10 protein-coding genes and 1 pseudogene are annotated in these 13,993 nt (G+C 30.3%); 9 read left to right on the top strand and 2 right to left on the bottom strand.

Features of this window, described 5'->3' with window-relative positions; translation table 11 throughout:
- Positions 1-8 precede the first annotated feature (8 nt).
- Entirely contained in the window at positions 9-2,414 is a 2,406-nt protein-coding gene (locus KCTC32516_RS07890) for a YfhO family protein (RefSeq protein ID WP_301399878.1), read from the bottom strand.
- Between the two features lies 1 nt (position 2,415).
- Positions 2,416-2,613 carry a DUF4834 domain-containing protein gene (locus tag KCTC32516_RS07885; protein ID WP_301399877.1) on the bottom strand — a complete coding sequence of 66 codons (198 nt, stop codon included), beginning with the start codon at positions 2,611-2,613 and terminating at the stop codon, positions 2,416-2,418.
- Between the two features lie 253 nt (positions 2,614-2,866).
- On the opposite strand from KCTC32516_RS07885, the gene KCTC32516_RS07880 reads away from it, so the two are divergent.
- The 9 genes and pseudogenes from KCTC32516_RS07880 (at position 2,867) to KCTC32516_RS07840 (ending at position 13,882) form a co-directional block, all read left to right on the top strand.
- Positions 2,867-3,985: a transporter gene (locus KCTC32516_RS07880; RefSeq protein ID WP_301399876.1), complete on the top strand. Its 1,119-nt coding sequence runs from the start codon at positions 2,867-2,869 to the stop codon at positions 3,983-3,985.
- Positions 3,986-4,012: 27 nt separating this feature from the next.
- On the top strand, positions 4,013-5,137 hold the full coding sequence (locus KCTC32516_RS07875; protein WP_301399875.1) for a GTP cyclohydrolase: 1,125 nt from the start codon (positions 4,013-4,015) through the stop codon (positions 5,135-5,137).
- 190 nt (positions 5,138-5,327) lie between these two features.
- Positions 5,328-6,044, top strand: coding sequence for a 16S rRNA (uracil(1498)-N(3))-methyltransferase (locus KCTC32516_RS07870; RefSeq protein WP_301399874.1), 717 nt, complete (start codon positions 5,328-5,330; stop codon positions 6,042-6,044).
- 38 nt (positions 6,045-6,082) lie between these two features.
- Positions 6,083-7,228 carry a helix-turn-helix domain-containing protein gene (locus tag KCTC32516_RS07865; RefSeq protein WP_301399873.1) on the top strand — a complete coding sequence of 382 codons (1,146 nt, stop codon included), beginning with the start codon at positions 6,083-6,085 and terminating at the stop codon, positions 7,226-7,228.
- Positions 7,229-7,507: 279 nt separating this feature from the next.
- A pseudogene (locus KCTC32516_RS12175) lies at positions 7,508-8,103 on the top strand (Riean_0653 family protein).
- Between the two features lie 380 nt (positions 8,104-8,483).
- Positions 8,484-9,110, top strand: a complete 627-nt coding sequence (locus tag KCTC32516_RS07855) for a Riean_0653 family protein (RefSeq protein WP_301399871.1) — start codon at positions 8,484-8,486, stop codon at positions 9,108-9,110.
- Positions 9,111-9,193: 83 nt separating this feature from the next.
- A complete protein-coding gene (locus tag KCTC32516_RS07850) occupies positions 9,194-12,103 on the top strand; it encodes an alpha/beta hydrolase (protein ID WP_301399870.1) in 2,910 nt (969 codons plus the stop codon).
- A gap of 142 nt (positions 12,104-12,245) precedes the next feature.
- Positions 12,246-12,887 (top strand): DUF4159 domain-containing protein, encoded by a 642-nt coding sequence (locus KCTC32516_RS07845; protein ID WP_301399869.1) that lies wholly within the window; start codon positions 12,246-12,248, stop codon positions 12,885-12,887.
- An 80-nt stretch (positions 12,888-12,967) separates the two neighbouring features.
- Positions 12,968-13,882 carry a bile acid:sodium symporter family protein gene (locus KCTC32516_RS07840; protein ID WP_301399868.1) on the top strand — a complete coding sequence of 305 codons (915 nt, stop codon included), beginning with the start codon at positions 12,968-12,970 and terminating at the stop codon, positions 13,880-13,882.
- The last annotated feature ends 111 nt before the right edge of the window (positions 13,883-13,993 follow it).

The following is a 13,993-nucleotide window of genomic DNA, read 5'->3' as shown; positions in this document are numbered from 1 at the left end:
AAGTTCCTCTATTTTTTCTTCTTTTCGTAAAAAAACCATCCAATCGGAATGATCAACAACAAGAAGTAAGATGTTAATGTTATCGTATTTCCTTTTTTTATGATTGTCGGTTCAAATTTGAATTTTATGGTGTGTTTCCCTGCAGGAATTTCCATTCCGCGCAATACATAATCAACTCTATAATACGGCATTAATTTTCCATCAACATACGCATTCCAACCATCTTTATAATAGATTTCAGAAAAGACCGCAAACTGATTTTTCGCAGCACTAGACTCATACGTTAATGTTGTAACATCATATTTTGTTAGTTTAATTGTTGCTAGAGAATCTCTTTTAAAATTATTTTCAACTTTAAATTTACTTGCATCAATTACGGCTTCTGTTTTCGTTTTTAAACTGTCTAATGCCTTTATCTCTTCATCCGCAGAATTCACTAATTTTAGATTTGACACAAACCAAACGCTCCCATTTGCATCTGGATTTTCATGTACAGATTTGTTTCCTTTTTGATCTGGAATGATAAAATATTTGGCATTTAACATGTTTAAAACTTCCATGTTGTTTTTTGCAATTTGATAATCAAACAACTCTTGATAACGCCCCATCTTTGCAGCATGATAACCACCAATAGAATTGAAAAAATACGAGGTTCTTCCGTCTTGTAACGGACTTGGAAAATTGGCAACTCTGTAATAACTTTTATCTTTTAAAATTTGTTTGTCAATAGCCGTTAATTGAAATGGTTTTTCGATATTTCTTGCTTTTTCAAACGAATCTTTATTGACATAATTGATATCTACAGAAACTAAATCAAATAAAATGATGACGGCAAATGCAACAATTGATTTGGTTTGATTCAATTTGTTTTTAAGGAAAAACCATAAAATTGCAAACGAAATTGAAATCAATATTAATGAGCGTAAACTATCGTCAAATAACATTGCTTTTCTGTCAGAAATTAACGCTTCAACCAAACCAGGAATTTGCTGATAATTAGTATCTCTAAATCCTTCAAAAGAAAATAAATTGGATCCAAAAATCAGAAAGAAAACTACAATTCCGCTTAAAATATAAAATGCTTTTTTTAATGCATTCTTCTTTTCATCTGAAGAAATTTCTTTAGAAAAGAATTCTTTTAAGGCTAAAATTCCTAATAACGGAATGCAAATTTCTGCAATTACTTGGATGGATGAAACTGCTCTAAACTTATTGTATAAAGGCACATAATCGATAAATAAATTGGTAATAATTTCAAAATTTTTACCCCAACTTAACACAATTGAAAAGATTGTTGCTGCAACCAGCCATTTTTTAAGCGTTCCTTTAACTAAAAAAATTCCTAACAAAAATAAAAAAACAATTACTGCTCCAATATACGCTGGTGCTTCTATAATTGTTTGATCTCCCCAATAGGTTAACACTTGTTTTGAGGCTTGCGATGCTTGTACTGGACCAATTTGTGGATGCGATTTTAAAGTTTCGTAAAAACTAGAGTTTTTCCCTAACTCTTCATAGGTTCCGCCGCCCATAAAACGCGGAATAAATAAGTTCATTGTTTCTGCTAAACCGTAACTATATTCTGTAATGTATTCTTTTGATAAACCTTCTGTAACTTGTTTTGGCGCACCATTTGGTTCAATTGTTAATTCCGTTTTACCTCGAGTACTAAAACTGGCATATTCTTTCATCGCTAATAAACGCGTAGAATTTACACCAAGCCCTAAAACCATTGCAAAAACAATAACTACTGATTGTTTTATAAAAGGTTTGTATGCTTTTTCTTGAATAGCATCAATTAGTTTTACAATTCCCAAAATTAATAACGTAAATCCTAAATAATACGTCATTTGTGGATGATTGGAGTTGATTTCTAATGCCATTGCTAAAGCAGCAATAACAAATCCGAGTAAATATTTTTTTCGAAAAACCCATAAAACACCAGCCATTACCATTGGCATATAAGCAATTGCATGCGCTTTTGCATTATGCCCCGCGCCAAAAATGATAATTAAATAGGTAGAAAAACCAAAAGACAAAGCGCCTAAAATGGCTAATTTCCATTCTACTTTTAAGGCTGATAAAAGCAAGAAAAAACCTAAGAAATATAAGAAAACATAATCTGCTGGTCTTGGTAAAAAACGCAACGTACTGTCTAACATTTTAATATAATCATTCGGATAATACGCACTTAATTGATACGCTGGCATTCCGCTAAAAGCCGAACCCGTCCAATACGGTTCTTCCCCTTTTTCTACTCTGTAATCTGCAATTTCTTTAGACATTCCTTTAAACTGAGTAATGTCGCTTTGTTTTATTTTTTGTCCTTTTAAAACAGGATTAAAGTATAAAACTGATGCAATTACAAAAATTAAAATTGCGATTAAATATGGAAAGGTTTTTTTTATTTTCATCCTACTCTACTTCTTCATAATCAACATATTCTCCAACAGAATTATTGCTTTGATTATTTGTATTTGGCTTTTTATCAATGATCGTTTCTCCAACTTTTACATTTGGCTGCTGTTGCTTTTGATATTGTTGATTTGCTCTGTCTTGAACGTTATTTATAAATCTTTTTAAGAAAAAAGGAAGCACATATCTAGATATCATCTTAAACCCATAATAAAAGAGTAAAATAAACAGTATTGTTCTTAATAAACCCATTTGTATTGTAATTGTTTTATATGATTGTAAAAATTACTCCAAAAGTAACAATTTGACAGCAATTTAAACGTTAAGATGATACAAAAAACATTGCGAATGTTTAAAAAAGCAATTTCTTAAATATGACGTGTGATTTTTTTGCTGTATGTTTGTGTTTATCTGCAAAAAGATAGCGCATCGTTGACGAATTACCCCAAAAATGAATATGATTAAAAAGATTCTTTTTTTCTTTTTTATATGTAGCAGTTATCTTTTAAATGCTCAATACACAAATGTAATCAACTCCAACAGACCTGGTTTTTCTGAAAGTCCGTATAGTGTTGGAACGGGTATTTATCAACTTGAAACGGGGCTTTTTTATAATTCTTCTAAAATTGTAAGAACTTTTACCATTCCAAATTCATTTGGCTATAACATGGTTTTTAGAACCAGTTTTTTTGATGAAAAACTAGAGTTCAACACAAATTTTACACTTCAAAAAGACAAAGTAGCTTTTAAAAATGTATTTACATCTTCTTACAATACAACAGGAATTAGCGAATTGTCTTTCGGAGCAAAATATTTAGTTTTTCATCAAAAATACGAAGACAAATCTAAAGAAGTTAGAAGTTGGAAACGCAGACATGCTTTTGATTGGAAAAGAGCGATTCCCTCTGTAGCCATCTATGTTGGAATCAACACAAATTTGGTAAACGACATTTATAAACTCGAAGGTTTAACGCCTAAATTTGGCATATTACTACAAAATAATCTATCCGAAAAATTAAATATTATTACCAACATTTATTATGATTATATTGGAAGCTTGTATTCCGAATTCTCCTATATTATTACAGGAACTTACGCTTTTAATGATGATTGGAGCACTTTTTTAGAACATCAAGGACGTTATAATACATATCAAACCAACACTAATTTCGGAACAGGAATTGCATATTTATCGGGCAGACATTTTCAGGTTGATGCTTCAACTCGGTTAAATTTTAATGGAAAAACAACCGAGTTTTATGCAGGACTTGGATTTTCGTTTCGTTTAGACAGACATATTCCAAAATTTGATTTGTTGGACGAGAAAGGAAATATAATTGTAGCCGAAAAACCTGTATCAACAAGAAGGAAAAAATTCTTTGGAAGACTCCTTGATTTCTTTAAATTTAAAAAGAAAGCAAAAAAAATCAATAATAATTACAATCGCAAAAAACCAGTTCGTAGAAGAATTGAGTCTACAATACAAAAAGCTAAAAAGAAAAAAGGAGGCTTTTTTAGTTTTTTAAAACGTAAGAAAAAAAAGAAAGACAATACTAAAAATGGCAATTAATAATTGAGCCTTTTGTATATTTAACCTATGATTACCATTAAAGAACTTTTTACAAGAAAGGAATTAAAGCAATTTGTTGCATTTCCTTTTTCGCTTTATAAAGGAAATCCATATTGGGTTCCACCAATAATAAAAGACGAATTAGACACGCTAGACAAAAATGAGAATCCGGCGTTTGAACATGCAGAAGCTCGTTTTTTTATCGCAGTTAAAAACGAAAAAATTGTTGGACGTGTCGCAGCCATCATCAACAAATATGAAACTGAAAAACAAGGCATTCAAAAAATGCGTTTTGGATGGTTTGATGTAATTGATGATCTAGAAGTTAGTGAAATTTTATTGGAGAAAGTGAAAGAAATTGGTTTTCAAAATAACCTAGCATATATTGAAGGGCCAGTTGGCTTTTCTAACTTAGATAAAGTGGGTGTTTTGATTGAAGGTTTTGATCATATCGGAACTATGATTACCTGGTATTCTCAGCCTTATTACAAAGAGCATTTAGAAAAATTAGGATACACAAAAGAGAAAGAATATTTAGAAAATAAATTTCTAATTAGCAATATTGATGCAGCATATTACCAACGAATTTCTGCTGTTGTAAAACACCGATATAAACTTACCGCTTTAAATTTCACAAACACAAAAGACATTATGCCTTATGTGGATGAGATGTTTGATTTATTTAGTAAAACCTATTCAAAATTATCTTCTTTTGTTCCGATTTCTAACACACAAATTGAGCATTTTAAAAAACGTTACATCGGATTTATCAATCCAGAATTTATAAAATTTGTGGTGGATGAAAATAAAAAATTAGTCGCTTTTGCTATTATTATGCCATCATTTTCTAAAGCGCTTCAAAAAGCAAACGGAAAATTATTTCCGTTCGGAATTTTCCATTTATTAAAGGCTCGTAAAAATCCGAAAACAGTCACTTCATATTTAATCGGAGTTGAAGACAGCTACAAAAACAAAGGTGTAACCGCTATTATTTTTGATGAATATACCAAAGTGTGTATTGCAAAAGGCGTGAAAGAAATGATTAGAACTCCAGAGTTAGAAGACAATGAGGCAATCCATAAAATTTGGAGAAATTTTAATCCAGTTACACACAAAAGACGTAGAACTTATAAATTAGGAATTAGGAATTAGGAATTAGGAATTAGGAATTAGGAATTAGGAATTAGGAATTAGGAATTAGGAATTAGGAATTAGGAATTAGGAATTAGGAATTAGGAATTAGGAATTAGGAAAAGTTAAAAATTTTAATCACACAAAACAACAAAAAATCAAACCTTTGAACCTTTGAACCTTTGAACCTTTGAACCTTAAAAACTTAAAAATGCAATTATTTTATAATAAAGATATCTCTTCTACAGATGCTCAGTTTACGTTCGATAAAACGGAGAGCAGACATATTGTAAAAGTATTGCGAAAAAAAGACGGAGATATTTTACACATTACCAACGGAAAAAACGAATTGTTTACCGTGAAAATCATTTTAGCAAATGACAAAAGATGTTTGGTGGAAATTCTGAATTCAGAAGCAAAACAAAAACCTTGGAACTATAAGTTACATATTGCCATTTCACCCACAAAAAACAACGATAGATTGGAATGGTTTTTAGAAAAAGCAACAGAAATTGGCATAGATGAAATTACTCCGATTATTTGCTCAAACTCAGAAAGAACCGTTTTAAAAACAGATCGTTTAGAAAAAATTGTGCAATCTGCCATGAAACAATCGTTAAAGTTTGTACTTCCAAAATTAAATGAACCGATTAAGTTTACCGATTTTATAAATCAAGAATTTGAAAGTGATTTGTTTATTGCTCATTGTGAAGAATTGGATAAAAAATCTTTTGCGAAAACGATAAAACCAAAAACAAATATTCTGATTTTAATTGGTCCAGAAGGTGATTTTTCTCCAACTGAAATTGAAAAAGCACTAACAAATAAGTTCATTCCAGTTACTTTAGGAGAAAGCAGATTGCGTACAGAAACTGCTGGTATTGTTGCAGCACAAACTGTGGCTTTGATTAATGAATTGAGTTCGTAAAAAATTTTAGTATATTTATCATTCATAAATTGCTAACGATGAGTTTCTCCCATGAATCAATTTTTAATTTATTCTTATTAATTAGTGCGTTGCACGGTTTTCTATTTTGTTTTATTATTCTTTTTTCTAAAAACGGAAGAGAAAAAAGCATGGTGTTCATCAACTTATTGGTGTTAACAATTTCTCTAAACAACATTCAGTCTTGGATTTTAGCTAAAGATTTTTTTATAGAATACTTCTTTTTAGATTATATACATATTCCTTGGCATTTTTTAATTGCGCCATTTTTTTACATGTTTTTAATTAATTATTTAAAAATTGAAAAGCACAGTAAAAATATTTTAAAAATTGTTCTACCAATTTTCGCTTTAATAATTACCATACGCATTGGTTTTGTTTCTTTTTTTAGTGATAAAAACACAACAGACGTTGCTTTTTTATTTGAAAAATACACTTCTTTAGAAGAAATTTTTAGCTTGATTGTTTCTCTAATTATTTTTGTGTATTCTTTTCAAATTCTATCAAAAAAAAGCAAGTTATTTACCAAGGTTTTATCGTTTGATAACTTAAAATGGATTTACACGTTTTTTAAATTAGGCTTATTAACTTATGTATTTTGGATTGTTGCTTTAGCAATTACTGTAGCGTTAAATTTTAAAGAATTTATTTACTCGTATTACCCTTTACGGGTTTTAACCACCGTTTTAATTTATTGGATCGGATATCAAGCAATACTTCAATTACGACTTCTTAAAGAAAGAGAGAATTTGCGTAAGCAATTAAATTTTAAATCATTAATTAAAGAAGTTAATTCTAAAAACAATGATGAAAAAGGAGAAGATGAAAAATTATTGTTTGATAAAATCAATACACTTATCAATGATAAAAAACTATATACAGAGCCTAAATTAAATATTGATTCTTTAGCAAATGAAGTTGATATTAATGCATCAAAATTATCAACTATTATCAACCATTTTTCTACTAAAAATTTTAATGATTATATTAATGAGTTTAGAATTGAATTGGCAAAACAATTGTTAATAGATGCAGATTATATAAACTATACAATTACTGCAATTGGTTTAGAATCTGGTTTCAATTCTAAATCTACTTTTTACTACACGTTTAAAAAACATACTGGCTTAACACCTACAGAATATCAGAAGTCTTTGGAAAAGTAAATTAAACTTACATTGTCATTGCTAAATGAGTTTTTCACGGTTAAGAAATCTCAAACAAAACTACAACTACATTAGTGAGATTCCTCCTATCGTCGGAATGACATTTGAGAAATAAAATGAGTCCAGAATTTCAAAAACATCAAAAAAACACAAAAGCGTTAAAAATCAGCAAACTAAAAATAAATGTGTCCGGTATTCCCCAAATCAAAGAATTCTGGACTCTTAAAAATTTTATTCTAGTTAATTTTAAAAAATAATAACCCTCAAAACAACATCATTATGAAACCACAAATTTTAAAAACAATCGCACTACTCCTTATAACATTTACCTTAATAAACTGCACAAAAAGTGATGACCAAGATCAACTACCTCCAATTACACAAACTGGAGCCAATACTTTTGGTGCAATTGTAGATGGTAGAGCATTTGTCCCTAAAACGTCGTATTCTTCTACACCTGGTGGGAGTAGGAAAAGTTTAGAAGTAAAAGTAGGTGAAAATTTCATTAAGAACAATGGAGATGACAAATGGCTTATTAGAGCTACAAACGCCAAAAACTCTCCTCAGACTTATATATATATATATATATTCCTACTCTAAAAAACAATCAAGAAAATCATATTATTGGAACAAGTGATGGAAGTGAAACCTCTAATTTATCCAATGCTCACATATACAGTCTTATTGATTTAGAAAATCGTCAATATAGATCATTTAATAGTTCGGGTAGTCTAGTTTTTTCTCGTTTAGATATTACTAATGGAATCTATTCAGGAACTTTTAGTGTAAAGTTAAAAAATAAAGATGATGAAAATGATATTATCGAAATAACTAATGGAAGGTTTGACATTAACTTAAATACTGTAAATAAATAAAAGCAGTAGCTGCAACTACTGCTTAAAACATTAAATACAACAAAAAACCAATTTATTAATATTTAACAATCTAAAACTATGAAAAAAATTACTTTCTTTTTACTTTGTCATTCAGAACACAGCGTAGCGGAGTGAAGAATCTAAAAAATAGATGTCTATAAATTTTTAAAAGAGATTCCTCCTATCGTCGGAATAACATTTGAGAAATAAAATGAGTCCAGAATTTCAAAAACAACAAAAAACATTATTCCTTAAACAACTAACAATCAGTAGCCTAAAAACAAATGAGTCCGAAAATCTACAAATCAAAGAATACTGGACTCTTAGAACTTTAATTCTACGTAATTTCAACTAACAATAACCCTCAAAACAATATTAAAATGAACTTTTCAAAGAAAAATTACGAACACAAAAAAGCAATTTTAAAAAAACCAATGCAAATAGTAACAGTAATTACACTGTTTATTATAACAGCATGTGGTTGCTCAAAAATATCTGATGGAGATACTTGGAATCCAGAACTACCCCCAATTACACAAACAGGCGCAAATACCTTTGGCTGTAAAATTAATGGAGTAGTGATGATTCCTAGAGATAGTAGAAAAAGCCAGCTTGGCGGAATACCGACTGGAGTTGAATATTTATACGGAGGTGACACAGACTGGATTGAAGCATCAGATAAATATACCTCAACTGGTGGAGTTGCTATTAAAATACCTAATCTAAAAAGTTTGAAAATTGGGGAGTATGAAGTTAAAACTATTATTGGTGGGTTTGCTCCTACTCATCCAGATATTGTATATATACAAGCAATACATCATCAAGGATTTTATGGGTCAATTGAAGGTACAGGTAAAATTATTATTACACGATATGATGATGAAGTTATTTCAGGTACATTTTATTGTAGGTTAAAAAATAGAGACATTTCTAATAATTATATTGAAATTACTGAAGGAAGATTTGACTTTAATAAAAAAACTATAAATACAACAAGATTTAGATAATTTAAAAAGAGGCTGCGCCAACAACCTCTTAAAAACGTTAAACACAACAAACGCTAATTTATTAATATTTAACAATCAAAACTATGAAAAAAATTACTCTTTGTATCATTTTAATGATACTTCCATTAAAAATACAAGCACAAACTGCACCTCCAACACCACAACAAATTGAACAACAAGAGCAAACATTTTGGGCACAAGCGCTTCAAAATATTTCATCACAAATTACAACCGGTATTTTATACAGCAAAGTAACTCCCTTTAGTAGTCTATATAATTTCAACACTCCAGATCATAACATTGCCAATGCTAGTTCTTATACACAAGCATTAACAGAATTATATTATGCTAGTAATAAAACACTGTTTCTGTCATCAGAACAATTAAAATCAAACAAACAACAATTCTTTGCTGCAAAAGGTGGTTCTACAACCCCACTTATAGATGTTGGAGTAATTAATACCTCTTTTAATTTTTTATTTTATGATGAAGAAAATGAAAGCAATGGTGGATTGCATCTAGTAAATGGTGTTTTTCAACCCATTGCTGGTAAACCTTCTGTATTTACAAAACACATTACTTTAATTAGTCCACAACAAGAAATAATTACAACAACTAATAACGGAACTGTACAATTTAAGTTAGAGAGTTCCTTGTTTTTTAATAGAAATAAGCCCATAAAAACATTGGTTGCTAATTTTGATACCAATACCAATTATACACTGGTAAACAATAGTGTTAACACCAATACTATTGCAACTGTAAATTATACCACATTTGGCAACAAACAATTTACATTTACCATTACGTACCAAGATAATAGTACCCTTATTACCTATGCAGAAATAACACTTAACAATCCACAAACGTTATTACCCAAAATAGTAGCTCAAAACTGTATAAAAACCAATGTAACACCATACACGTCTACAATTCCATATAAAGCTTGGGATGAAGCTTCACAAAAATATGGACAATTAGAATACAAAATATTTTTTGGTGATAATAATCAATCGGGTAACTGTGGTGTTTCTCGTATAAAAAAACCATTTATTGTAATTGATGGTTTTGACCCTGGAGATACAAGACGTATTGAGCTGGAAGATTGTGATGCCATTTGCCAAAAACTAAATGCTGATGCTAACGGTGATTTTAATGCTTCAGATTATGAATCAATTTATAAATTAATGAAATTTGGTCCAGAATTAAATGATAATTTAGTTAAACAACTACAAAAAGAAAACTACGATGTCATTATCATTAATTTACCAACAGAGCGAGCAGCTCATGATTACAAAGAAGTAATACATGATTATGGTGCAGATTATATAGAGCGTAATGCCATGAGTTTGGTTTCTTTTATACAAGAAGTAAACACAAAATTAGTCCAAAACAACAGTACAGAAAAACTAGTAGTAGTTGGCCCAAGTATGGGCGGACAAATAACCCGTTTTGCATTGGCTTATATGGAAAAAAAAGAACAAGAAACAAACAGTTCTGTTTGGGATCATAATACAAGGTTATGGTTAAGTATGGATAGTCCACACCAAGGAGCCAACATACCTTTAGCTGCACAAGGAAGTATTCATTATTTAGGTTATGTTAAAAAGAGTGAAAGCGCAAAAAAACAATATAATGATAAATTACGTTCACCAGCCGCAAAACAAATGCTAATTGACCATTATGATTATGCATTTAGCAGTACAAAATCTCCTTATTTCACAAATTATCAAACAGCATTAAAGGCAAATGGTTTACCAAACTCTAACGGTTATCCAACTAAATCTAGAAATATTGCTATGGTAAATGGGTCGTTGACAGGAAAAAGAGAAGCTTCTGTAGGCGAACGCTATTTAGATATGCGAGGCTATGTAGATTTATCTTTTTTATTCTTTAATTGGTCTATAAACCTATTTAGTATTAAAAACAACTATCAACATGCATACAATCAACAAGGAATGGTTTATGATATTTCTGCATTTGGAAGTGGTAGTCAAAGTTTTAGCAAAACAAATACAAATTGGCAAGGCAGCTTAGATACAACACCTGGAGGTCTTTTTAATGTTGGAAATGATCTAAAAGAAGAAATCGTTGGAGAATTAACATATGGAACTGGTATTAAAAATTGGTTAATACCTGGTGCGTTTTTATTTAACCTAAGAACACCTATAAGAAGAAAAATGTATGTACCAAATACAGAAGAAGGTTTGGTTATTCCTCATTCATTTATTCCAACTCATTCTGCTTTAGACACTAATGGTTTTTCTAATTGGCAACAGCCTATTAACAAAGATTTAGTTTGTAGTAATCAAACACCTTTTGATAGTTATTATGGAGAAGAAAACAATACTGCACATGTTTCTTTCACTCAAAAAAGTAAAGATTGGTTATTCAATGAATTACAAGGAATTAGTCAAAATTCATCACTATATTTACCTACCAATGCAACGATTATAGGCACTACTAATGTTTGTAATAATCTAACAACAACATTTACTACTACTTTAGGCTCATCTTGTGTTGGAAATATTACATGGACAGCTTCTCCTAATATAAATATTGTTTCAAATAATGGTTCTAGTATTACTGCTGAAGCTACCTATGCTAATTCTTCAGGAACAGGATGGGTAAAAGCTGAGTTAAATGGGACTTCGATTACAAAAAATGTAGAAGTAGGTGTTCCTTATGGCTATACTAACGGAACTATAGAAGTTCACCCAACTAGTAATGAATTTGGGAGTTTATATTTACAAAATTGGACAAGAATGTGGATTCCACAATATCCAGGAGGTTCTAATTGGAATTGGAATGTTCAATACTCATTAACAAGACCAAGTACAAGTGGACAGATAATGATACAGCCATTAACTCTAGGTTATATGACTATAAAGGCAAGGCAGAATAATACTTGTGGTTATGGACCTTGGCTATCAAGAATATTCAATGTTACTCAACAAACTGGTGGAGGTTATCATTTTGGAGAAGGTGAATAAAATATTACTGAAGTTTGAAATTTCAGAATGAAAGAGAGAGTGCGCTTACACTAACACCATATTATTGCTAATATGGTGTTTTTTTATGTACCTTTTTATTTCAATTCCTTATCTTGCTTCAAATTCAATTTCTAATTACTTAATGAAGCATTTTTTTATTTTCATTTTCTTTAGTTTTTCAATTTTTACAAATGCACAAGAAATTGCAGTTTTAAAATACAATGGCGGCGGAGATTGGTATGCAAATCCAACTGCATTACCCAATTTAATTGAGTTTTCGAACACAAATAGCAACACAAAAATTAAGAAAAACCCAACTTTCGTTACGGTTGGGAATCAAGATGTTTTTAAGTATCCAATCGTTTTTATGACCGGTCATGGAAACGTTTTTTTCTCTGAAGATGAAGCCAAAAACCTACACGATTATTTAATTTCTGGCGGATTTTTACATATTTCTGATAATTACGGATTAGATACATATATCCGCAGAGAAATGAAAAAAGTTTTTCCGGCTTTACAATTTCAAGAAATTCCTAAAAACCATCCTATATACAATCAAACATTTACTTTTAAAAACGGATTACCAAAAATTCACGAACACAATGGAAAACCTCCACAAGGATTTGGGTTGTTTTATGAAGGAAGATTGATTTGTTTTTACGATTACGAATCTGATTTAAGCGATGGTTGGGAAAATGCTAGTGTACACAACGACCCAAAAGAAGTGCGAGAAAAAGCGTTAAAAATGGGTTCAAATATTATAGAATATGCCTTTAAACAATAATCAAATTGTCAAATCGAGCGGAGTCGAGATTTATCTTTTTTACCTTTCGACTCCGCTCAAGGTGACATTAAATATAGAATATGCTTTTAAACACTAATCAAACTACCAACATAGACGACATTAAAATCCATTTTGATTCTAGCGGATTATGGGTGTTGAATATTGCAATTGGTATCATTATGTTTGGTGTTGCATTAGGAATTACAATGGATGATTTTAAGCGTCTATTTAAAAGTCCTAAAATACTTTTTGTGGGCGTTTTATCACAATTTATTTTATTACCTGCAGCAACATTTTTAGCAATTTTAATTATAAAACCACATCCAAGTTTTGCATTAGGAATGATGATGATTGCCGCTTGTCCCGGTGGAAATGTTTCTAACTTTTACAGTAAAATGGCTGGAGGAAACGCCGCTTTATCAGTAAGTTTAACTGCTTTTGCAACGCTGATTTGTATTTTTATGACTCCGTTTAACTTAGAATTTTGGGGAAGTTTATACGAACCAACTGCTACTATTTTAAAAACAGTAGAATTAAATCCGTATGATATTTTTAAATTGGTTTCCTTAATTCTTGGTGTTCCTTTGGTGTGCGGAATGTTGATCAAACATTATCATTCTGAAATGGCTAAAAAAATAGAGAAAGTATTAAAACCTCTTTCTATGTTGGTTTTTGTAGCACTTATTTTTATCGCCTTTTCACAAAATTTAGACATCTTTATGAATTATATACACTTGGTTTTATTCTTAGTAATTTTTCATAATATTTTTGCTTTTATCATTGGGTATTATACCGCTAAAAGTTTTGGACTAAACAAAAAGGATCGGAAAACAATTTCTATGGAAACCGGAATTCAAAATGGTGGGTTAGGATTGTTATTAATCTTTGGATTCTTTGAAGGTTTGGGCGGAATGGCTTTATTAGCTGCTTTTTGGGGAATCTGGGATGTGTTTTCTGGAATGATTTTAGCAACGTATTGGGGAAGGAAGAAGTAACAGTTATCAGTTATCAGTTATCAGTTATCAGTTATCAGTTATCAGTTATCAGTTATCAGTTATCAGTTATCAAAAATAAAAATTTTGCACTCTTTACAATATCAAAATTTC

Origin of the sequence: Polaribacter huanghezhanensis (assembly GCF_030444335.1) — a bacterium.
Lineage (GTDB): Bacteria > Bacteroidota > Bacteroidia > Flavobacteriales > Flavobacteriaceae > Polaribacter > Polaribacter huanghezhanensis.
Note: the sequence above shows the minus strand (reverse complement) of the source record. Positions and strands in the feature narration are given on the sequence as shown.

Bases quoted from the DNA above. Each gene is read 5' to 3' on its own strand.
- KCTC32516_RS07840 (WP_301399868.1), top strand. From the start codon at position 12,968: ATGCTTTTAAACACTAATCAAACTACCAACATAGACGACATTAAAATC.
- KCTC32516_RS07855 (WP_301399871.1), top strand. From the start codon at position 8,484: ATGAACTTTTCAAAGAAAAATTACGAACACAAAAAAGCAATTTTAAAA.
- KCTC32516_RS07870 (WP_301399874.1), top strand. From the start codon at position 5,328: ATGCAATTATTTTATAATAAAGATATCTCTTCTACAGATGCTCAGTTT.
- KCTC32516_RS07890 (WP_301399878.1), bottom strand. From the start codon at position 2,414: ATGAAAATAAAAAAAACCTTTCCATATTTAATCGCAATTTTAATTTTT.
- KCTC32516_RS07865 (WP_301399873.1), top strand. From the start codon at position 6,083: ATGAGTTTCTCCCATGAATCAATTTTTAATTTATTCTTATTAATTAGT.
- KCTC32516_RS07875 (WP_301399875.1), top strand. From the start codon at position 4,013: ATGATTACCATTAAAGAACTTTTTACAAGAAAGGAATTAAAGCAATTT.
- KCTC32516_RS07880 (WP_301399876.1), top strand. From the start codon at position 2,867: ATGAATATGATTAAAAAGATTCTTTTTTTCTTTTTTATATGTAGCAGT.
- KCTC32516_RS07850 (WP_301399870.1), top strand. From the start codon at position 9,194: ATGAAAAAAATTACTCTTTGTATCATTTTAATGATACTTCCATTAAAA.
- KCTC32516_RS07885 (WP_301399877.1), bottom strand. From the start codon at position 2,613: ATGATATCTAGATATGTGCTTCCTTTTTTCTTAAAAAGATTTATAAAT.
- KCTC32516_RS07845 (WP_301399869.1), top strand. From the start codon at position 12,246: ATGAAGCATTTTTTTATTTTCATTTTCTTTAGTTTTTCAATTTTTACA.